Annotated in this window: 21 protein-coding genes; 16 read left to right on the top strand and 5 right to left on the bottom strand. The window is 49.4% G+C overall.

The window, feature by feature from the left end; all coding sequences use genetic code 11:
- Positions 1 to 74: 74 nt before the first annotated feature.
- The gene (locus EHW56_RS03495) at positions 75 to 1,823 is read left to right on the top strand and encodes a bifunctional UDP-sugar hydrolase/5'-nucleotidase (protein ID WP_152798608.1); all 1,749 of its coding nucleotides are present in this window, start codon (positions 75 to 77) and stop codon (positions 1,821 to 1,823) included.
- 229 nt (positions 1,824 to 2,052) lie between these two features.
- Here EHW56_RS03495 and EHW56_RS03500 read toward each other — a convergent pair whose 3' ends face one another.
- A complete protein-coding gene (locus EHW56_RS03500; protein ID WP_172969897.1) occupies positions 2,053 to 2,985 on the bottom strand; it encodes a hypothetical protein in 933 nt (310 codons plus the stop codon).
- A gap of 348 nt (positions 2,986 to 3,333) precedes the next feature.
- Here EHW56_RS03500 and EHW56_RS15290 point away from each other — a divergent pair, with 348 nt between their 5' ends.
- From EHW56_RS15290 to EHW56_RS03545, 10 genes are all read left to right on the top strand, one after another.
- Positions 3,334 to 3,507: a hypothetical protein gene (locus EHW56_RS15290; protein ID WP_167369760.1), complete on the top strand. Its 174-nt coding sequence runs from the start codon at positions 3,334 to 3,336 to the stop codon at positions 3,505 to 3,507.
- 141 nt (positions 3,508 to 3,648) lie between these two features.
- On the top strand, positions 3,649 to 3,930 hold the full coding sequence (locus tag EHW56_RS03505) for an HlyU family transcriptional regulator (RefSeq protein WP_077579157.1): 282 nt from the start codon (positions 3,649 to 3,651) through the stop codon (positions 3,928 to 3,930).
- A 312-nt stretch (positions 3,931 to 4,242) separates the two neighbouring features.
- A complete protein-coding gene (locus EHW56_RS03510; protein ID WP_046075872.1) occupies positions 4,243 to 5,796 on the top strand; it encodes a Re/Si-specific NAD(P)(+) transhydrogenase subunit alpha in 1,554 nt (517 codons plus the stop codon).
- A 9-nt stretch (positions 5,797 to 5,805) separates the two neighbouring features.
- The gene (gene pntB / locus EHW56_RS03515; RefSeq protein WP_046075871.1) at positions 5,806 to 7,182 is read left to right on the top strand and encodes a Re/Si-specific NAD(P)(+) transhydrogenase subunit beta; all 1,377 of its coding nucleotides are present in this window, start codon (positions 5,806 to 5,808) and stop codon (positions 7,180 to 7,182) included.
- Between the two features lie 156 nt (positions 7,183 to 7,338).
- Positions 7,339 to 8,778, top strand: coding sequence for a DUF3404 domain-containing protein (locus EHW56_RS03520; RefSeq protein WP_077667088.1), 1,440 nt, complete (start codon positions 7,339 to 7,341; stop codon positions 8,776 to 8,778).
- Entirely contained in the window at positions 8,750 to 9,415 is a 666-nt protein-coding gene (locus EHW56_RS03525; RefSeq protein ID WP_046075870.1) for a response regulator transcription factor, read from the top strand. The genes EHW56_RS03520 and EHW56_RS03525 overlap by 29 nt, the downstream gene beginning before the upstream one ends.
- Positions 9,415 to 10,317 carry a DUF2861 family protein gene (locus EHW56_RS03530; protein WP_046075869.1) on the top strand — a complete coding sequence of 301 codons (903 nt, stop codon included), beginning with the start codon at positions 9,415 to 9,417 and terminating at the stop codon, positions 10,315 to 10,317. The genes EHW56_RS03525 and EHW56_RS03530 overlap by 1 nt, the downstream gene beginning before the upstream one ends.
- A gap of 123 nt (positions 10,318 to 10,440) precedes the next feature.
- Complete coding sequence (traF, locus tag EHW56_RS03535) at positions 10,441 to 11,571, top strand: conjugal transfer protein TraF (RefSeq protein WP_046075868.1); 1,131 nt, start codon at positions 10,441 to 10,443, stop codon at positions 11,569 to 11,571.
- An 86-nt stretch (positions 11,572 to 11,657) separates the two neighbouring features.
- Entirely contained in the window at positions 11,658 to 11,816 is a 159-nt protein-coding gene (locus tag EHW56_RS03540; protein ID WP_077579155.1) for a YoaH family protein, read from the top strand.
- Between the two features lie 85 nt (positions 11,817 to 11,901).
- Positions 11,902 to 12,456 carry an HD domain-containing protein gene (locus EHW56_RS03545; RefSeq protein WP_046075867.1) on the top strand — a complete coding sequence of 185 codons (555 nt, stop codon included), beginning with the start codon at positions 11,902 to 11,904 and terminating at the stop codon, positions 12,454 to 12,456.
- Between the two features lie 49 nt (positions 12,457 to 12,505).
- Here EHW56_RS03545 and nadE read toward each other — a convergent pair whose 3' ends face one another.
- A complete protein-coding gene (gene nadE / locus EHW56_RS03550) occupies positions 12,506 to 13,345 on the bottom strand; it encodes an ammonia-dependent NAD(+) synthetase (protein ID WP_077579154.1) in 840 nt (279 codons plus the stop codon).
- A 198-nt stretch (positions 13,346 to 13,543) separates the two neighbouring features.
- Between nadE and EHW56_RS03555 the strand changes: the two genes are divergently transcribed.
- Positions 13,544 to 14,062, top strand: coding sequence for a nicotinate-nicotinamide nucleotide adenylyltransferase (locus EHW56_RS03555; RefSeq protein ID WP_152798610.1), 519 nt, complete (start codon positions 13,544 to 13,546; stop codon positions 14,060 to 14,062).
- A 34-nt stretch (positions 14,063 to 14,096) separates the two neighbouring features.
- On the opposite strand, the gene EHW56_RS03560 is transcribed toward EHW56_RS03555, so the two are convergent.
- Positions 14,097 to 14,768: a hypothetical protein gene (locus EHW56_RS03560; RefSeq protein ID WP_152798612.1), complete on the bottom strand. Its 672-nt coding sequence runs from the start codon at positions 14,766 to 14,768 to the stop codon at positions 14,097 to 14,099.
- A 194-nt stretch (positions 14,769 to 14,962) separates the two neighbouring features.
- On the opposite strand from EHW56_RS03560, the gene EHW56_RS03565 reads away from it, so the two are divergent.
- A complete protein-coding gene (locus EHW56_RS03565) occupies positions 14,963 to 16,123 on the top strand; it encodes a 1-acyl-sn-glycerol-3-phosphate acyltransferase (protein ID WP_046075864.1) in 1,161 nt (386 codons plus the stop codon).
- 15 nt (positions 16,124 to 16,138) lie between these two features.
- On the opposite strand, the gene EHW56_RS03570 is transcribed toward EHW56_RS03565, so the two are convergent.
- Positions 16,139 to 17,053 carry a LysR family transcriptional regulator gene (locus tag EHW56_RS03570; protein ID WP_152794022.1) on the bottom strand — a complete coding sequence of 305 codons (915 nt, stop codon included), beginning with the start codon at positions 17,051 to 17,053 and terminating at the stop codon, positions 16,139 to 16,141.
- A gap of 461 nt (positions 17,054 to 17,514) precedes the next feature.
- Between EHW56_RS03570 and chrA the strand changes: the two genes are divergently transcribed.
- The gene (gene chrA, locus EHW56_RS03575; RefSeq protein WP_152798614.1) at positions 17,515 to 18,660 is read left to right on the top strand and encodes a chromate efflux transporter; all 1,146 of its coding nucleotides are present in this window, start codon (positions 17,515 to 17,517) and stop codon (positions 18,658 to 18,660) included.
- Positions 18,661 to 18,799: 139 nt separating this feature from the next.
- Here the strand turns inward: chrA and EHW56_RS03580 are convergent, their stop codons facing one another.
- Complete coding sequence (locus EHW56_RS03580) at positions 18,800 to 19,834, bottom strand: Gfo/Idh/MocA family oxidoreductase (protein WP_077667972.1); 1,035 nt, start codon at positions 19,832 to 19,834, stop codon at positions 18,800 to 18,802.
- A gap of 284 nt (positions 19,835 to 20,118) precedes the next feature.
- On the opposite strand from EHW56_RS03580, the gene EHW56_RS03585 reads away from it, so the two are divergent.
- Both EHW56_RS03585 and EHW56_RS03590 read left to right on the top strand, forming a co-directional pair.
- The gene (locus tag EHW56_RS03585; protein ID WP_046076072.1) at positions 20,119 to 20,523 is read left to right on the top strand and encodes an antitoxin Xre-like helix-turn-helix domain-containing protein; all 405 of its coding nucleotides are present in this window, start codon (positions 20,119 to 20,121) and stop codon (positions 20,521 to 20,523) included.
- Positions 20,489 to 21,211 (top strand): RES family NAD+ phosphorylase, encoded by a 723-nt coding sequence (locus tag EHW56_RS03590; RefSeq protein WP_370517123.1) that lies wholly within the window; start codon positions 20,489 to 20,491, stop codon positions 21,209 to 21,211. The genes EHW56_RS03585 and EHW56_RS03590 overlap by 35 nt, the downstream gene beginning before the upstream one ends.
- The last annotated feature ends 8 nt before the right edge of the window (positions 21,212 to 21,219 follow it).

Consider the following 21,219-nt stretch of genomic DNA (forward strand, 5'->3'; position numbering starts at 1 on the left):
AGAAACTTAACCTTTCTTGCATGTGTCAATGTTAAGCTTGTATCATCCTTTTTTGTGTTGTAACACGGATAATTATGACAGCACGACAACCTTTCTCGTTAACGATTGCCCATATTAACGACACCCACTCTCATTTTGAGTCCACGCCTGTCTCGCTGAACTTGGATGATAAGGCGACACCGGTTTATGCCAATAGCGGAGGGTTCGCACGCATTGCTTCAGCCGTGGCGCATTTTCGTGAGCAAGCCAAGCAAGATGACCATGCATTCCTTTTTCTGCACGCAGGTGATTGCTTTCAAGGGACTCTGTATTACTCCTTGTTCAAAGGTAAGGCGAATGCAGATTTGCTGAATCGACTCGGTATTGATGCGATGGCGATTGGTAATCACGAGCTTGACCAAGGGAATGGCCCCGTGGCTGACTTTCTTGATGATATTCAATTCCCATTGCTTGCGGGGAATTGGCATGTGGCGGATGAGTCAAAAGACAAGGACAAGCGCGTCAGTGAGAAACCCGCTTTACTGCCATACATCGCCCCGGAGGAGCGCGCGAGTACACTCATTAAAACCTATGCCGGACACAAAGTGGGCATCTTCAGTTTAGCGGTTGAGCAAATGGCGGCATTGGCACACCCTGATCATGATACTCCTTTCTTGCCTGCAACACGCATCGCTGAAAACACCGTGGCTTTTTTGCGTCAACAAGGCGTGAACACCATTATTCTATTGAGCCACTTGGGTTATGACAAAGACAAGGAATTAGCGGCTGCGGTTAATGGGATTGATGTGATTGTGGGAGGACATACCCATGTGCTGCAGGGAGACTTTCAAAACCTTGGTTTGGCGAAAGAAGATCCCTACGGCTATAAAGTCAATGATACCTGGATTGTGCAAGCGGGTTGCCATGCGCAAGCCATCGGTCGCTTTACGTTATCTATCGATGAAAACGGTCGGCCAGTTGCCTTTGATGGTCAAAATTACTTGTTGCTCGGGCGCAGTCTCGCGATGGATGCCTCGCGGGAACAGCAATTGACTGAAGGCTCATATCAAGCAGTAAGAAGCTATCTTAACCGACAAGACAATGTACTGATATTACCCAGTGATCTTGCATTGAAACAATATCTACAGCGCACCTACCGTCCCCATGTGGCGCAACTAGAAAGTGACGTTGTCACACATGTGCCGCAACGACTCCGTCATGTGCGCGTGCCTGACAGCGAGGGCGGCAGCGAAGTGGCGCCGTTGGTGACAGAAAGCTTTTTATGGGCGGCTCGTGAGCAAGGTATTGAAGCCGATTTTGCTATTCATAATGCGGGTGGCGTGAGAGTCAGTTTAAACGCCGGGCCGCTCTCGGCCGCTTTAATTGCAGGCGCGTTGTTACCGTTTGCTATCGACGTGATCGCCTACCAGGTAACCGGCGCACAGATCCGTCGTGCGATTGAAGGCGCAATCAACAATGCCACAGACAATGGCATGACGGGCCTCGGGTCAGGCAGTTTTCCGTATTGCGCCGATATACGCTATCGCTACGAAGCGTGGCGGCCGATGGGTGCGCGGGTAACACAACTCGAGATAAAGCGCGGTAATCACTGGATAGCCATAGATAATGAGCGACAATACACAGGTGTGTCGTCATCTTATACCGCCCAAGGAAAAGAAGGGTACGATGCGATTCAAACCGGCCACCGTCGCTCGATTGGTTTATCCATGGCGGAGTGCTTTATTGACTATGCGCGTCAGCAGCCAGTGTTAGCGCTACCTACTGAGCCTTTAGTGTGTTACCTCCGAACGTCTAGTGAGAGAAAAACCTGCTGGGGTGAATAACTTGGCCTATCCCTTGCTTATTGATAGTCAGCTTGGTGTTTACGGCAGACAATTGCCGTTTAAGTTTTTGACAAGATTGTCGATACATAGAGTGAACCTGAATTGATCGACACACTATCGAAAGGTGAGGGGTTATGGAAAAACGTGATTGGTTTGATATCGGCTTGATCAGTTTTTGGTTGGTGGCTTGGGCATCGATTGTCTACTTTGTGCCGGTCATTTAACCCATTTACTGATCCGCGGATTGCGGGGGAACCTGTTTGAGCCGGGTTCCCCAACGCACTAACAATGGTTGTAAATAGATTGGCAGCTGTATCGCGCCGATTAATGGCAGAAATGCTGGCCCGAGCGCGGCACCGGCAACGGTGTACGTTAGCAGTACATTCCGATTGACCGCCGAAACGGCGGCGATCATGCTCGCCTCCCGCCCCCGTTTGCGATATAGCCCATACGCAATGATGAAAAAAAGTATGCAAATTGCAACTGAAATGGCTAAAAGTTCTAACGCATACCCAGAGTCGTTTTGCCACATTGCCCCGAATGGCCCTACTAGCCCTAATGGAAAACTGAACACTAGCACAATCGTAAACTGTGCCAGTTTGCTGTGAATGCGTTTGAGCTTTTCTGGTTTGATCAGCGCGTGAAAAAGCGCGGCAAACAGCATGGGCCCAAAAATGAAGATCACCAATCGCACGGCATAGCTTTGCAGGTCCAGTGAAAATGAGTCACCGGATAGCACCGTGAGATTAATAAACAAGACCACGGGCATCAGCAACGTTGAAGCAATGGTATATGCCATGGCGATGAGCGCATCCATTCCCAAAGAACGAATGATGGCTGGTGTTGCAAACAAAGATCCAGTAGCGCAAATACCACTGATGGCAAGTAACAAAGGTGCAGACGCGCCGAGTAGCCACGCGAGAGAACAAGTGAGTACGGTAAGTAGCACTGAGTGAACTAATGCGTACACCCAGACCTGCCATTGAGCTAACGCTTTCACTAATAGGCCTTGATGAATGCCAAGTAGGGTAAACAGCATCAAGGCGAATAGCACATAAGGTAAAAACGGAAATAAGGCTAACGAGACGCTCGGAAAGGCAAAGCCAATCAATGCGGCAATAAAAAGACACAACGCTGAATGTTTGGCGAGAAACGCGAGCATGGTCAACACCTTGGTCACATGTGTAACCACGATGTTATCAGGTTTACATAAGTAATCGAGTGAAAAATAGTCTTTTTCAATGATTAATACGCTTTGTCGTACAAAAAGTCAGACAGGATAAGGGAGCGAGCAGTGAATTCAAACAGACAAACTGAATTCATTGATGGTTTGTATGTCAGGTAAGTGATTAGCTTATTTTACTGCAACTTAACATAATGAATACGTGCTAACCGGCAAGCACTTTAGATTAGAAAAACTAATCCATTGGTTTAATTTTCATCAGTTTAAATCTCGGGGCAGCACCTTATAATTTGCGGCGAGTGATTAAGACAACAAAGCGAGGATCTTATGACGACTGCAACGGTTAATATGCCCCGTTCTCGTCGATCTTACGCGGTAACAATCAAAGGACTGATCGCTCACGCCATGGATGTGCTGTTCACTAGCAGCACACACGCCCCCGCTTATGATGCCAGTCGCTTACCGGCACATTTGCAGCGTGATATTGGTATAAACCGATAAGACGACTTAAAACGGATAGAACGCGAAACGCCACATCATCGAGATGTGGCGTTTTTTTTATGGTTTAATCGTTCTCGAATGTTTACGTAAAATGAGTGGCTTGCTAAGCCGACGAATGCGATCAATTGAGGAGTACAAAAGATGGGATGGTTCTCTGCACTGTTTTCCAAGGGAAGCGACAAACAACCACAGGTGTCAGTCACCCCCACAGAATACCAAGGCTATTTAATATACCCTGAATCGACCGCCGAAAACGGTCAATATCGTGTCAGTGGCCGCATTTGCAAACCGGTTGATGACAAGGTACTCACTCATACGTTTATTCGCTCAGATTTGCTGGGAAGTCAGGAAGATGCCAACAGCTTGATGGTCACAAAAGCAAAAATGATGATTGATCAAAACGGTGATCGGCTATTTGATTGAGGGGCGTCAACGAATCGCGCGATAGCAAAAATAATGCATAAATATGAGCAATTAATTCGGATAAAGTGTAGCCCAGATCACATTTATGCCCCAATGGCGATCCCCGCCCTGTGGTGATTAAGGAATAAACTCGTTAAGTTAACACTGTTGCGTTGCTAAGCACGAAATACTGACAACAGACCGCAACAGCGTGATAAGCGAATAAAACCGCTTGGAATGCTTATTTTTGTCAGTGAACCTATTTCAGGCCGCGGTTTTAGCGCCTGTGATAACCAAAAAAATTTCTTATAAGCCAACATTCAGGGAATAGCTATGCAGATTGGTGTTCCAAAAGAGAGGCTCGTTAATGAAACGAGGGTAGCTGCGACACCTAAGTCGGTTGAGCAGCTTATCAAGCTCGGTTTTGACGTCGTAGTAGAGAAGGGTGCAGGTGAAAAAGCAAGCTTTGAAGACACTGCGTACGAACAAGCTGGGGCGAACATTGTTGATACAGATGCTGCCTGGCAGTCTGACATCATCTTTAAAGTTAATGCACCAGGCGTGATTGAAGAGACAGGCCAAGATGAAGTGGCATTGCTGCAAGCAGGCACCACCTTGGTGAGCTTTATTTGGCCCGCTCAAAACGAAGAATTACTCGAACGTCTGTCAGCGCAGAACGTGAATGTGATGGCCATGGATGCGGTCCCACGTATTTCGCGTGCGCAGTCATTGGATGCGCTAAGTTCGATGGCGAACATCGCCGGTTATCGTGCGGTGGTTGAAGCAGCGCATGAGTTTGGCCGCTTCTTTACCGGACAAATCACGGCGGCGGGTAAAGTACCGCCTGCGAAAGTGTTTGTGGCGGGGGCTGGCGTTGCTGGGCTAGCGGCGATTGGCGCAGCCGGTAGCTTGGGGGCGATTGTCCGTGCTTTTGATGTTCGTCCTGAAGTGAAAGAACAAGTCGAGAGCATGGGCGCGGAGTTTCTAGAAGTCGACTTTAAACAAGACAACTCAGACAGTGGCGATGGTTATGCCAAAGAAATGTCTGACGAGTTTAATCAGGCGGCGGAAAAGCTTTATGCGCAGCAAGCAGAAGATGTCGACATTATCGTCACGACCGCACTGATCCCTGGTAAGCCAGCGCCCACGCTGATCACCAAAGAGATGGTTGACAGCATGAAGCCGGGCAGTGTGATCGTCGATCTCGCCGCAGCGAATGGTGGCAACTGTGAGTACACGGAAAAAGACCAAGTGATCACCACGCCCAATGGTGTAAAAGTGATTGGTTACACCGATATGGTCGGCCGTTTGCCCACCCAATCGTCACAGCTTTATGCGACTAACTTAGTCAACCTCACCAAACTGCTTTGCAAAGAGAAAGACGGCAACATCCAGATTGATTTTGATGATGTGGTCGTGCGCGGCGTTACCGTGATCAAAGAAGGCGAGGTCACCTGGCCTGCGCCACCGATTCAAGTCTCTGCGCAACCCAAAGCAGAGCCTAAAGCAGAACCCGCTCCTAAGCCGGCACCCAAAAAAACCTCTCGTGCGACCAAGTATGGCCTGATGGCCGCTGCCGCAGGGGCGTTCGGGTGGATTGCCAATTATGCCCCCAGTGAATTCCTCTCACACTTTACCGTTTTCGTACTGGCCTGTGTGGTGGGCTACTACGTGGTATGGAATGTTACTCACGCGCTGCATACCCCGCTGATGTCCGTGACCAATGCGATCTCAGGCATCATCATCGTTGGGGCGTTATTGCAGGTAGGACAAGGCATTGGCTTTGTAACCTTCCTTGCTTTCATTGCCGTGTTGATCGCCAGCATCAATATATTTGGCGGCTTTACTGTTACAAAGCGCATGCTTGAAATGTTCCGTAAAGGGTAAGGAGAAAGAATGTCTGAAGGATTGGTACAAGCTGCGTATATTGTCGCTGCGCTTTGTTTTATTCTCAGTTTGGCTGGGCTATCAAAGCAAGAGTCAGCGCGCGCAGGCAACTATTACGGGATTACCGGGATGGCGATCGCTCTGGTTGCCACTATTTGGGGGCCGGAAGTGCAAGGTGTGGGCTGGATTATTCTGGCCATGGTCATTGGTGGCGCGATCGGTATTTATTACGCTAAGCGCGTAGAAATGACAGAAATGCCTGAGCTGGTGGCGATGCTACACAGTTTCGTGGGTTTGGCTGCGGTATTGGTGGGTTTTAATACCTACATCGATCACCCGCCGCTGACGGGCGCGATGCTTAATATCCACTTGGTCGAGATTTTCCTCGGTGTCTTTATCGGTGCGATCACTTTCACCGGCTCGATTGTCGCCTTTGGTAAGCTACGTGGCGTGATTTCTTCCAAGGCGTTGATGTTGCCACATCGCCACAAGCTTAACTTGGCTGCTGTCGTTGTCTCGTTCCTGTTGCTAATCAGCTTTGTCAACGCAGAAGGTTCAACAGCGGCACTGCTGATAGTGACCGTTATTGCGTTAGCGTTTGGTTATCACCTAGTGGCCTCGATCGGTGGTGCAGACATGCCCGTGGTGGTATCGATGCTGAACTCCTATTCAGGTTGGGCCGCCGCTGCAGCTGGCTTTATGTTGGCAAATGATCTCTTGATTGTGACAGGCGCGCTAGTGGGCTCATCGGGGGCGATTCTGTCTTACATCATGTGTAAAGCGATGAACCGCTCTTTCATTAGTGTCATCGCCGGTGGCTTTGGCTCTGATGGCACTGCGTCTTCTGGTGATGACGAAGTCGGTGAGTATCGAGAAAGCACAGCCGAAGAAGTTGCCGAAATGCTGAAAGAGTCTAACAGCGTCGTCATCGCCCCGGGTTATGGCATGGCGGTTGCGCAAGCCCAATACCCTGTTTACGAGGTGACAGAAAAACTCCGGAGTATGGGGATTGAGGTGCGCTTTGCGATTCACCCTGTTGCGGGTCGTTTACCAGGCCACATGAACGTCTTGTTGGCTGAGGCCAAAGTGCCTTATGACATTGTACTGGAGATGGATGAAATCAATGATGACTTCCCTGACACAGATACGGTTTTGGTCATTGGTGCCAACGATACGGTAAACCCTGCGGCGACGGACGATCCATCGAGTCCCATCGCTGGCATGCCGGTCCTTGAGGTTTGGAACGCCAAAAATGTGGTGGTATTTAAGCGCTCAATGAACACAGGTTATGCCGGGGTGCAAAACCCGCTATTCTTCAAAGACAATAGCAGTATGCTATTTGGGGACGCGAAACAAAGCGTTGAAGCGATCTTTAAAGCATTGTAATGACGTCTACTGATTGGTGGCGTTGCCGAAAAGAGCCAGTTTCAACTGGCTCTTTTTTTTCGCCACGTCTTATGGCGTGACGGAGAGTGCCGGGCGCGGCCTTGGAACTTACACGGCACTGACATTTTGATAAAAATTGATGGTAAGCTTGCGATCATGCGAATTCTGCTGCTACTCATTCTCACATTGACTGGCTGGCCAACCTTGGCCGCGAGCACGTTCTCGGAACAGATGACTGCCTTTCGTGCGCAGTTATTGCTTGCCGATCCCGTTGCTCGCTATAACCTGATTGGTATTAACCGTGCGTTCCCTCGTGTGCTGCTTAGCCCCGATAGCTTGTTGCCGCAGAGCGCTAATTATCCTTTAAAAGATATTCGCCGCCTTTATCAAGCTGCACAAAAATGCCAAGGCCCGTGGCCCGTCAATCCGAAGGTGACAGAGCCGTTGGTGTTCACGCGAGCGATGTGTAATAACACCCAGCTTCCGGTGGCATGGTTCTCTCGGTCTGGCTTTATTCATCCCGGTGGGGGAAGTTACGCGGCAAAATATGCAGAGCAATTTCCTGAGCGGCGCAGCGAACTAATGCGTTTTTTTCATATTCAAGAGCGGCCTCAAGCAGAACCAGACAGCTTGTTGGGACGATTGCAGCGGATGGAGTCTAATGCCGTTGATGCTTTAAACAGCGGCGCTAAATCGTTAATCAGTCAGAATGAGATGTGGGTGCGCGTTGGCAGTTATTACCATTTATACCAAGCTTCGCAATGGCAGCCATTACTGGCCGAGTTTGATTTAAGGATCACCCCTCGTGGGGAGCAAGATTTCTGTTTGGCGCGAGTGGGCAACATTTGTTGGAATGAGGAAAAAGCGCCCAGTTATTGGCCCTACTTGGTCGGAGCATTAATCGTTATCAACCTTGTGGCACTGGGTGGTTGGGCGTTTAACCGTTGGACGGTGCAGCGCCGGTTGATGCAAGAGCGTATGCTGGTGTTGCAAATTCTCACCCATGAACTGCGCACGCCGATTGCGAGCCTCTCCATGACAGTGGAGGGCTTTCGGCGCAAATTTGATAGTTTACCCGATGAGTTTTATGAGGAGTTCCGCCGGCTTTGCGAGGATTCGCGACGCCTAAAACAATTGGCAGAGGCAAGTAAAGATTATTTACAATCCAACCAGAAACCTCTCAGTAAAGAGACGATCCCTTCTGTTGAAGAGTGGTTGGGTTATATTTGCGACGAGCACCAAGTTACGTTACACGTAAGCCAAGATGGTGCCGTGCGAGCGAATGTTTATTGGTTAGCAACATCGTTGAACAATTTGATTGCTAATGCGGTCAAATATGGCGTTGCACCCGTCGATGTTCATGCTCACGTGTCTGAGGATCGTTTTACGATCGCGATACGCGATCAAGGGGAACTCACGGCCAAGGACTGGAAACATATACGTAAACCTTTTGTCAGCCAAAGTGGACTTGGACTGGGGCTGACGATTGTAGAATCCATGATTGAGCGAATGGGGGGGAAGTTAATTTTATCTGGCCCACCCACCACATTTACTTTGGAGATTCATTGTGACGCAAGCGACGTTACTTCTGGTTGAAGATGATGCCAACCTGGCTGATGGTTTACTGGCAAGCTTGGAACAAGCAGGCTACCGCTGCTTATATGCAGAAAATGCGACAAAAGTGGCCGAATTATGGAGAGATGCCGATCTCGTGATCCTCGATCGCCAATTGCCAGAAGGCGACTCCATTGAGTGGCTAGCGGATTGGAATAAGCTTAAAACCATTCCTGTGATTTTACTGACGGCCATGGTCTCGGTGCGCGATCGTGTAGGCGGCCTGGACTCCGGCGCCACAGACTATATCACCAAACCCTTTGCGGAGGCCGAGTTGCTTGCGCGCGTGCGTGTGCATCTTCGCCATCCCGTGGGTGAGGTGGAAGTCTCGAGCGATGACCTCATTATCAATGATGTGCGTATTGATACCGCGAGCCGAGCGGTATTTTGTGGCGAAGAAGAGATGACTTTGACACGAACTGAGTTCGACCTTTTACACTTTTTGGCCAAGAATGCGGGACGGGTATTTACGCGTGATGAACTATTGGATCAAGTGTGGGGCTACAACCATTATCCCACAACTCGCACCGTCGATACGCACATATTACAGCTGCGGCAAAAGCTACCTTCGGTCAATATCGAAACCTTGCGTGGCGTTGGCTACCGTATGAAAGCATGATGAAAAAGTGGGTCGTTTCTGGAACATTACTGACGATTTTGACTGCAAGTGGTGTGCATGCAGCATGGTTTGATGGCAATGATGCATTAACCAGTGCCCATCAGCGCCTGTTAGAGGGGAAAACCGCGGCCAGTGTCGAATCGATGATTGAGGCGTGGCAACAGCCCAGTCTTTCAGCGTCGCGTCAGGATCATCTGGCTCAGTTATTGGCACTCGCCATTACTGAAGATTGTGGCCGTAGTTTGAGTCGTCAGACGTTGCCGGATTGGCTGAATAATGTCTCCATTCGTCGAGAAACGGTGCAGACTACCAGTCGCGTTTACTACCGCGTCCAAGTGGCGGGAGAGTCGCAGCCTGGTGTTGAGGCGTTTACACTGAAAAAATGGCCGGACGAAACCGTCATCAGTGACGATTTATCGACAGAGCAACAACATCGCTGGCGCCTTGTGAAAGATGGGCTATCAGAGCCGGTTTCTGAAGGGCTTTACCAGTTAACCGCTGAGTCAGTGGCGGGAGAGACATGGTCTAGCTGGTTATTGCTGACACAACCTCAGCCGCGTCAAACGCTGAGCTGGAAAGACACCCGCAGTTGGCACATTGCGCCTTTTGATGATTTTAACTCAACCTGCCAGCGTCCTTTTTTGACGCTTAACCTTTATCCGCAAAACCAAACTGATGGCGCACCGATTTGGTCGGCAGAGAAGCACAAACGACTCCCGACTCAGTTACCCATGCTGGATGTACCCAATGGACAGTATTGGTTCAGTGTTGCCTTGATTGAGCGTCGCTGGCAAGGCGCGTTATCGATAGAAGAAGTACAGCGCATCGGGCGTGCGATTGATCTGCCGGACTTGGACCCCGGCTCACTTGAGGCGATTGCGCCTGAGGCTGATAATCAGTAAAACGACGTTTAGATGTGTCGTAGTTTGATAAAGCTCACAGGTTTTAGTGAACGCTCTCCACCCATTGGGTTTTGCCTCTATTCTTGCTTTTAGTAGCGAGACAAACAATATAGAGGCCGCTCAATGACTTTTAAAACGAAAGCACTTGTTCTAGCGTTAGCCACGTGCTCTGCCAGTGCGATGGCTGCAACCAATCCCACCGATGCGCGCGGCAATGCGATGGGCGGAGTGGGTGTCGCATCGGGCGACTACCTCTCTGCTGGCTTTCATAATCCTGCTTTGGCGGCGCTTGACCCTGACAGCGCGTTTGGTGTCCTCGTGCCTTATCTTGGCGCTGAGGTGCGTGACCCTGATGAGCTGGTTGATGGGCTTGATGATGTAGCGGATGCGTTTGATACCAATGATGCCAATCAAATTGAACAATCATTGAGAGCGGTGCAAGGCGATAAAGCGTATCTCAATGCAGGCGTCGGTGCCGCAGTCGGCATTCCTACTGGCTCTGTCTCGGCCACCCTTTATACCTCAGGGTTGATTGAAGGCGCGGTGTTACCTGATATCGACACCAGTGATTTTGGTGTCACTTCCAACCCCAATTCAACTGCGACCATTATTGCCGCGGGTATTGGTGAGTTAGGGGTCGCGTTGGCCACTAACCTCGAGCTCGCGGGTCAGCGAGTGGCGGTGGGCGTGACGCCGAAACTACAGAGAATTACCACCTATAATTACGGTGTCGCGGTCGACGATTACGATACGGATGATTGGGATGATAGCCGCTACCGAGAAGAAGAAAACACGTTTAACCTTGACCTTGGCGCCGTCTGGCAGTCCGGCCCTTACCGGGTGGGGCTTGCAGGTAAAAACCTTGTTAGCCAAGATGTTGATACTGTGACTAGCGCGAGAACCGGTCACAGTTTCACCTATGAACTTGAGCCGCAAGTCACGCTGGGTTCAGCCTTTGTATCTGACTTTGTCACCCTCGCGGCGGATTTGGATTTGAACAAGAAAAAGGGCTTTAAAGGTACCCTGGATGTGGACGATGACACCCAGTTTTTCCGGGTTGGGGCAGAGTTTGATGCCTTTGGTCATGCGCAGTTACGTACCGGTTATCGCGCGGATCTTGAAGATAACGTCGACAATGCGTTTACGCTCGGTTTAGGGTTGTCTCCCTTTGGTGTGGCCAACTTCGATATTGCTGCCAGTATTATTGATAGCGACAGTTATGGCGGATCGGCTCAGCTGGCATTTACATTCTAGTCCTTTATTGATGATGACAAATGATGAGGCAGGCCCTAAAATGGCCTGCCTTTTTTGATCACGATTTACCACCAAGAGAGCTCCCTATGTTTGATGGCGTCACGTTAAACCATGAACAACAGCAAGAAGCGGCAGAGCGCATTCATGCACTGATGGCAGAAGGGATGAGCAGTGGCGAGGCCATTATGCACGTTGCTAATGAAATCAGAGCGCAAGCGGCGCAGGCATCTTCGTCTGAAGAGTGAGACAAGCTGCAAACAAATCGCCTTTTTATTTACAATTCCGCCAATCCCTGATTTATTTAAAGGAGATCAGTAAAAGGAGTGTCGGATGAGCAATCGGCTTGAAAAGGCGCGCGAGTGGGCGAGGGTGCGGCACGCACTGCAACGTTATGGTGCCCAGCCTTATCGTTGTCACCTTGATCATGTTGAGCGCATTGCCGCGCCCTTTGGTGAGCAAGCACGCATTGTGGCGCAATTGCATGACATTTTGGAAGATACCGCCACACGTGTTGACGAGATCTCAGCACTTTTCGGCCCAACGGTTGCCAGGGCGGTCATGCTCGTGACGGATCCCCGACGGCCAAGCCGGGAAGAGAGAAAGCGCGCATTGAACCAGCGTTTGATCGCGCTCGATCCGAGCGATGAAGCTGCGTGGCTAGCATTAGTGGTAAAAACCTGTGACCGTTTAGCCAATGTGATTGCCAGTAGTGAGCACAGTCCGCCGCGTTTTTTACAATATCAACGCGAGCATGGAGGCTTCCGGGTCGCGGTGTATCGGCCAGGGTTATGTGATCACCTCTGGCGTGAGCTTGATGGCTTGATTGATGCCGGCCAACAAGCAGACCGGCACCCAGATCATCAACTGCACGCATCCATTTCTTGACTCAGGCTAAGCTCGACACGCTTTTCTCTTCAATTCCCAAGACTATCAATCAGATATCGAGGTCATAAATTGTCGGAATCGGTTGACGTTTGTGCTGCGTGGCTTGGTAAACCTGTATGATTTTCTCCTTAACTGCGTTATCGACAGGCTTGCCCTCAAGAAAATCATCTATTTGCTCATAGGTCAGCTGTAGCGCATCTTCATCCGCTTTTTGCGGCGATAAGTCCTCTAAATCAGCGGTGGGCGTTTTATGCACCAAGATGTCTGGCGCCCCCAATGTGGCCGCGAGTTGACGAACCTGGCGCTTGCTTAAACCAAAGAGCGGCGCAAGATCACACGCACCATCGCCGAACTTGGTATAAAAACCCGTGATGTTCTCAGCTGAGTGATCGGTACCAATGACCAGCCCTTGGGTTAATCCTGCTATTTCATACTGTGCCACCATTCTTGCGCGTGCTTTGACGTTGCCTTTAGCAAAATCAATACGGCTATCACTATCCGGTAGTAGGCCAACGGCAGATACCGCGTCTAAAACCGATTGGTGGTTACCATCGACACCCGGCTTAACGTTTACTGTGACGGTTTTACTCGGCTTAATAAAAGACAGTGCGAGTTGCGCTTCGTCTTCGTCTTTTTGTTCGCCATAGGGCAACCTAACCGCAATGAATTGATAGTGGTCGTTGCTTGCTTCTTGGTTAAGCTCTTCAACGGCTAACTGTGCCAGTCGTCCACATGTCGACGAATCGACACCACCACTGATACCTAACACGAGGCTACGTGTCCCTGAACGTTGCAACATGGTTTTGATAAAAGCGATGCGACGACGGATCTCTGTCTCGGGATCGATATTCGGTTGAACGCACATGGCTTCGCGGATCTGGTGTTCCATCTTATGTTCCTCTCAATCACTCTGGCATACGATGTAAATGAAGACGCTATGGGGTTATTGTGCATGATCTCTGTTGGCTTGGGTATAGCGCGAGTGAATCTCCTCACGTTGATGGCGACAGATTGGGCTTTTGGTCAGATTCATGGCATCATCTCGCGTAATCCCTAAACGCGAGAATGACTTGGCGAAGAGCGTATAATGACAGAGCAAATAGCCGTATTTGGCAGTGCATTTAATCCACCCACTCAAGGTCACGCGTCTGTTTTGGCGCAATTGTGTCATTTTGACAAGGTGCTGCTAGTGCCAAGTTATAAACACGCATGGGGCAAAATGATGGCACCTTACGAGACACGATGCGGGTGGGTACAGGCATTGATTAATGATTTGCGCTTACCGAATCTACACGTGTGTCAGCGAGAGGCGTCGTTAGGGCAAAAAGGTGACGCTGTCACGACATACATGCTGCTTTCCTCGTTACAGCGCGATTACCCTGATGCAGCACTCACGTTCGTCGTTGGCCCTGATAATTTGCTCAAATTTGGCCAATTTGCGCATAGTGCGCAAATACTCTCTCGCTGGTCAGTCTTAGGGATGCCTGAGACGGTGGTGGTGCGTAGTACACATATTCGTGAACGACTGGCGCAAGGCTTACCGATTGATGATCTCACCACACCCAGTATCGCAGCACAGCTGAGCGAGACGGTCTTTTGTCGCTAACGGCCTATCGCTGCGTTTTCAAGAACACGCGCGTTTAGCGTTCAAACACACAGGCATAGCGGGTATACAGGGTGTCAGCGTCGGCTGTGGCGAGTCCGGCCGACTCAGCCGCGCGCTGCGGTGTTTTACCGGACTTTATCGCTGCTCTGAGTTGTCGAACGGTAAAATACTCTTGCAGTTGTGCAATGGTTAGCTGGGTGAGTGCTTGTAATTGGTAGTGTTGCGCTGCGCTCACCGGTGGCTGACCTGTTTGGGCGCACGCCACACAATCTGCCAGCGCTTGCGTGGGCGCATCGAGTTGTTGCGTCGGAGCCAGATGCATGATTTGGTCAAGCAGCACGGCTTGAATGTGATGCGATTGCTGTGCCGTTAATACAGATGCTGTCGGCGTGCCAAGTTCCATCAAGCCAGCGGTCAGTAATGGAGGCAAAACAACATGCCCCACGCGCTCAGGGAGAGGGTGTTGTGTGCGTGGTGACACGGCCAATTGGTGTAAACGGGTATCGGGCGTGATGGTCAGTGCGTGAAGGCACTCAAAAGGTAGCCAGAACCCCTGACCGGTATAGACAGGGATATCTTTTTTTCCTAAGCGAACAAGCACCAAACCGTCCTCAACATAAAGCAGGTTCGCTGTGTAGCGGCGCTTTCGAGGGGTGAATATCAATGAGGGTGTGTGATAAAGAGTGTATTCGCTCGTGTTCTTCATAACCGTGTCTCGATGTAATAAGGCGGCAATGGTGATCACTTTTGTTGTCGAGGTCAAGTCAAGGACGGCAAGTGGAACTCTTAACCCGCTTGAAGGTCTGACCTCCAACCTGTGTAAAATTTCGGTGGGTTCACTTTGAATCCTTTGTTGACTGCGTAGAATGGCGCGGTTTTTACTCGATATAATGGAAGAAAGTGCAGACAGTTAACGATCCCTATCAAGAGATTCGTCCTTATCACGACGACGAAGTTCCCAGTGCGATTCAGCGCCTCATCCAAGATGATGAGTTCATTAATGCGATCTTGTCTTATCGCTATCCACATGCGTCTGGCCCACTTGGTTGGCTTTTAAAGCCAGCACTTAAATTGTATCTAACCAAAAAGTGGAACAACATCAAAACAGTGCAGGATGTTCAACTGCATGTTGCCAGTTACATGCGCAAGATGATTAAAACAACGTGCGACAAAGTCACGGTTTCAGGCATAGAAAAGTTGGATCCGAATAAAGCGTACCTCTTTGTCTCGAATCACCGAGATATTGCCATGGATCCCGCGTTAGTAAACTGGTGCTTGCACCAGCAAGGGCTTGATACCGTGAGGATTGCCATTGGTGATAACTTATTGCGTAAGCCGTGTGCGACCGAGCTGATGAAGCTCAATAAAAGCTTTATCGTCAAACGCTCTGCCAAAGCACCACGTGAAATGATGAAGTCGCTATCACAGCTTTCTGCCTATTTACGCTTATCGCTGGATGAGGGGCAATCTATCTGGATTGCTCAGCGTGAGGGGCGGGCAAAGACCGGTCAAGATGTCACGGATCCGGCGATCTTAAAAATGTTCTTCATGGAAGGACGAAAACGTAAGCAAGCGTTTGATGCCTATATGGAGGCACTGAATGTGGTGCCTGTGGCTATCTCTTATCAAAATGATCCGTGTGATGTGGACAAAGCGACTGAATTAGATGCGGTCAACCGCCTTGGCGCCTACGAAAAAAGCGAGTTTGAAGACATTCAAACCATTGTGAAAGGGATTGTCGGAGATAAACGGCATGTGCACGTGGCGTTTGGTGAACCTGTGACGTTGTCACAAGACACGCCCGAGTCAATGGCTGCGAAAATTGATGCGCAAATCCACCAGTTATACCGTTTATACCCCGCAAATTATATTGCCGCTGGGGTAGAACATGACAGTGTCACGCCAGCAGAGCAGCGCTTATATGAGCAAAAGCTTGCTCAGGCTCCCGACGCGGCACGTGATTACTTGCGCCAAATGTACGCAAACCCGGTACTCAACCAATCAAAGACGGTGCCAACCTCCAATACGCCAACCAGCGGTCTCACTGCTGAGCAGCGATAAGTGACGGCGTCACAATTAAGGGCGATCCCAAGTCGGGGGATCGCCAATTTCTTGCAGCATAAAGTCGACAAACTCTCTCACTTTGGGCGCGAGATGCTTGCGTCTTGGGTAAACAATGTAAATGGGTAACTCAAGACAAGGCTTCCATTCAGGAATGAGCTCAATAAGCTCGCCTTTTTCTATTTCCTCGTTGATAAGGTAAGTCGCTAAATAGGCAATGCCAAGTCCCGCCTTTACCGCCTCTAGCACAGCGGGCGCGTTATTTATTGTGTACTGTCCGCTAACATGCACCACTTGCTCTATGCCCGCTTTGACAAACGGCCATTTATCATAGCGGCGTTCACGGCTTTGATAGGTAATGCAATCGTGCTGACGCAAATCACCCAGTTGTTGTGGTGTGCCTCTCGCTTCTAGGTAGCTGGGTGCCGCGACCAGTTTAAATTGGCAATCAGCCAGCTTTCGCGCCACCATGCCTTCAGGAGGATGTTCATGGATCGCGACCCAGCAATCATAGCCTTCCTCGACGAGGTTAGGGCGATGGTCAAAAAGGTTAATGTTAAGATTAAGCGCGGGATAAGCTTGGCGGAATTTAGCGAAGTGGCGCGTCATTAATGTATTGCCAAACGACTGTGCGACCCCAATTTTTAGTTTTCCTGTTACTTCATTGCGATAGCCTGCCACCATCGCTTCCGCTTCGTCCAAGGTAGCGATCAACTGGCTGCCATACTCCGCATATCTGCTACCGACTTCGGTAAGGGAAACAGAGCGGGTGTTGCGCTGCACCAACTGCACACCTAAGCGATCCTCTAAATAGCGAACCTGTTTACTGACCTGAGACTTCGAAATTCCCAGCCTGTCTGCTGCGCGAGTAAAGTGCTGCTCTTGTGCAACAGCGGCTAGCACAACGATTTGTTGAAGGTAATCGAGCATTCTACGCACATCCATTTCATCAATAGCGTGAGACTACCACATAACGTCGGTGGTCAGGAATGTGTGTGACAATGTCACGCATTATGTTCGTCTAGGGTAGTCATCTATGCTGCCTCGAATCTATTTTATTAAATGCGAATATGTTGTGACTTCGACACTTCTATGAGAGCACGACTTTTTGCCTTTGTAAGCGACAGATGATCACCTTACCTTCATTATCACGATAATCATTACAACATGCAAAATATTGTTTTATATGTAAAAATAATGACTGTTTCTCTGAGTGGACACTTAACTTTTATAGTTGTAAGTGCTCACTCTTGTTTGTGTTGTAAACTTACACATCACAATTATGCGGCGCTACGCCTTGTTTATCTATTAATTTAATCGATTCATTTAATCGAAATGTCTTGTTTTTGTTCATTGTTCTATTCGCATACACTCTTAGCAGGAGGTGAGCAATGATTGAGTTGATCAAACAGTTTTTTTTGTTGGGCTGTATGTCCTTTGGTGGGCCCGCCGCCCATGTGGGTTATTTTGAGCGGGTTTTTGTCAAAAATAAGCGATGGTTAAGCGAAGAAACATTTGCTTCGGGTCTGGCAATCAGTCAGTTTTTACCCGGTCCGGGAAGTAGCCAGTTAGGCATGTATATTGGCTATCAGCGTGCAGGGTACCTGGGGGCGTTCGGCGCATTTGTGGCGTTTACCTTACCTTCCTTTGCCTTATTGACAGCAGTGGCGGTACTAAACAGTGGCGCGCAGGCAGCAGACTGGGTGGCAACGATCATCAGTGCGGCGAAGTTATTGGCGGTGGTGGTCGTCATTGATGCGACGGTGTCGATGGGTAAAAAGTTTGTCAGCTCGTGGGTGACTGCCGCTGTCGCAGTTATAACGGCATTGTGGTTGTTACTGACGCCTTCAGGCGTGTTGTACCAAATTCTGCCCATTTTGGTCGCCGGCATGGTTGGCGCAATAGGGTTTGCAAAACCGCAGCAGAGCCACACTGCCGTGTCTATTGCGTGGCGTCGTAGTGCCATTATTATTGGCCTGTTTTTATTATTGCTAACGGTGCCTTGGTTGTTTAACCAGACACTTTGGGTACAAGTGTTTAATCTTTTCTATCAGGCAGGGAGCTTTGTGTTTGGTGGTGGCCATGTCGTGCTACCTTTACTTGAGCCCATAGTTGGTGACGTTGTCACAGATTCTGCGTTGATTGAAGGGTATGCGGCGGCACAGCTTGTGCCTGGCCCTATGTTCACGATGGCGAGCTACCTTGGTGCCAGTATTGATGGCTTGTCACCGCTTTGGGGCAGTATTATTGCCACTATCGCGATTTTCTTGCCTGGCGCGTTGCTGATGTTTGGTGTTTTACCTATCTGGGAGGCGGTGAAAACGCAGCCTCGTTTAGCCGGTGCGATCAGCCTCATTAATGCCAGTGTCGTGGGGTTACTCGCTGCCGCGCTTTACCAACCTGTATGGGTGTCTGCCTATACGCAACCCCTTGATTTATTGCCGGTAGCGCTAGGTTTAATGGCACTTATCAAGTGGCGTGTTTCAGTGTTTTGGTTGCTCCTATTGATGATGGTGTATCAGTTTATCCTCGCGTAATACGCGCCCAATTTTGTAGCCCAGCCATGTTCTGGGCTACATTTTGGCATTATAATGCACTATAACTTTAGTGGTTGTTCGACAAAAGCTCAGTCACATCTGTCAATGTAGCTAAGCTTTATTCATCAATTGGTGAGGGTTAGGCTTGGAACTGCCAGGGTTGGCGACTGCCCGTATCAGAGGCTGTTTGTGCCAGCTCAATGGCATAGATAACTTTGCTGGCGGAGATAGGGCAAACAGGCGAGGGTTGGTCATTTGTAATTGCCTGAGCTAACCCGTCGAATAGTCGATGGTATTGGCCATCTTCTAAGGTCAAGGGATCAGGTGTGACACTGTCACCAATTTCAAGCATTCCCTGATACGCTTGTTCTCCGAAGCCGGAGACGGTGACCATTAAACCGGCGCGTAGTTGATCCTCTTGGATATCTAAACCAAACGTACTAAAGGTCGCTTTTTCACCATGAACAACAAAACGCTCTGTGGTCCCAGATCGATAGGGGCTTGAGGAGAGAACCACCTCTTTGTCTGGGTAATGCAGGGTGACTTGAAAGTAATCTGTCGTCTCACTGCCTGGGCGGAGTGCGCGGCAACTGGCCGAAACCGCATTCGGATCCCCTAATAAGTGCAGTGCTTGGTCAATTAAATGTGAGCCCAAATCATACAAGATACCGGCGCCTTCACCTGGTAGCTCACGCCACCGTTGACGCACCTCTGGGCGGTAGCGATTAAAGCTAGAGTGCATGACTTTGATGTCACCGAGCTCGCCTGCAAGATGTAAGCCTTTCAGAGTGAGAAAATCACCATCCCAGCGGCGGTTATGGTAGGGGCACAATACTAAGCCTTTCTGTTTAGCCAGCGCGGCCAGCTCAAGGCCATCACGACTATTGGTGACAAAAGGCTTTTCCACTAAGACATGACAACCGGCTTCTAATGCTTGTTTAACATGTTGGTAGTGGAGATGGTTGGGCGTGGTGATCACCACCAAATCCGGGGTTTGTTGTGCTAATAAGGTGCTGAGATCATCAAAGCAGGCCGCTTTAGGTAACCGTTGTGCAACCTGATCGGGTTTACTGGACACGACAGCTGAGATAGCAAACTCAGAGATTGCGCTCAGAAAAGGAACATGAAATGTATTGGCAGAAAAGCCAAAACCCACCAAAGCTGTTTTTATCATAAAGCTCACTCGCATTGACGACGTATTATCAGCACTTTATCGGACATCGACATGCCAATCAATCCAAGCGAGATGAGGTGTGATAACGCGTCGCTGTTGAATGCGCTAAGGCATACAAAAGGGCGACATCAGAAGAATGCTTTAGATCGTTGATACGGTTGCGAGGTTTGGTCAATCCAAGACGAAAGAATGTCGCGAGCTGGGTAAGGTCATCGGTCTCATTGTGGACAAAATTAAACATTGGGTCCACAATGAGAGTGTGCAAACATGAAATGGTGAATGATATGACAGCAGCACAAGCACTAAAAGCGGCAGACAAGAAGAGAATGGCTCAGGTCGGCTTCAAGGCTGCTGTAAACATAATGGAAGGATGGGGATGTACCGGAGCAGACATGCAACGAATTCTTCGCATACCAAGGTCTACGTTCCAAAAGTACAAGGCTAACCCAGACACGATATCTATGGATGATGATCAGCTTGAGCGTTTAAGCTACATCGCAAACATCCACGGTAGTCTTCGAATCATCTTCGATAATCAAGAGAACGTTCAGGGGTTCATGTCTATGGAGAACAAAAACGCTTACTTTGAAGGGCGGACTCCTTTATCTATTATTAGTAGCGGCAAGTTTGCTGACCTCTACGAAGTGTTCTGTCGTGTCGACGCGTTACGTTCCGGTCAGTGGGGATAAAATGCTGAATGCTCGAGAAAATCAAGCGGTAGGATATAGGCTTATTCCGTCTAAGTACCCGACGATTGACTTGTTTGATGATGTCCTCAACCCTGAGGACTTTGAGGTGATGTATCAACTGCAAGCATTGACGAATCCACGTATTCGCGATGAAGTGGGCGATGTATCCCTGATTAAGCCGGAAGAAATCCCGTACCACTGTGAGCGTGGGCGTAGCTATGCTGTCGCTGCCTTTACTCACATTAATCGTGATGGTTCGCGTTTCGCTGATGGCAGCTTTGGAATGCTGTATATCGGCGACACCGAACAAACCGCTTTAAAGGAAGTCATGTATCACCAGCGCAAGTATTGGACTCATGTTAATGGGCTTCACTATGATCGCTTGGTGTTTAGGGCGCTTCGTTTCACATTTGATGACGATAAAGTGATTGATGTGCGCGATAAGCCAATGACCGATCCAATCTACGACCTTATTGATTACTCCGCGGCACAGACGCTTGGTCGTCAGGTTCGGCAAGATGATACATTAACAGGGATCCGCTACAACTCAGTACGAAATGAAAAAGGGAGCTGTTGGGCGATGTCTACGCCACAAGTCGTTAGCGACGTCATACAATGCTTCCATGCAGAAATGATTTGGAACGGAAAAGAAATCAGTCAGGTCGAGAAGATTTACGCAATGGCGTAATCGACACG

This window comes from Salinivibrio sp. VGrn1, from assembly GCF_009377995.1.
In the GTDB taxonomy this organism is placed as follows: Bacteria; Pseudomonadota; Gammaproteobacteria; order Enterobacterales; family Vibrionaceae; genus Salinivibrio; species Salinivibrio siamensis.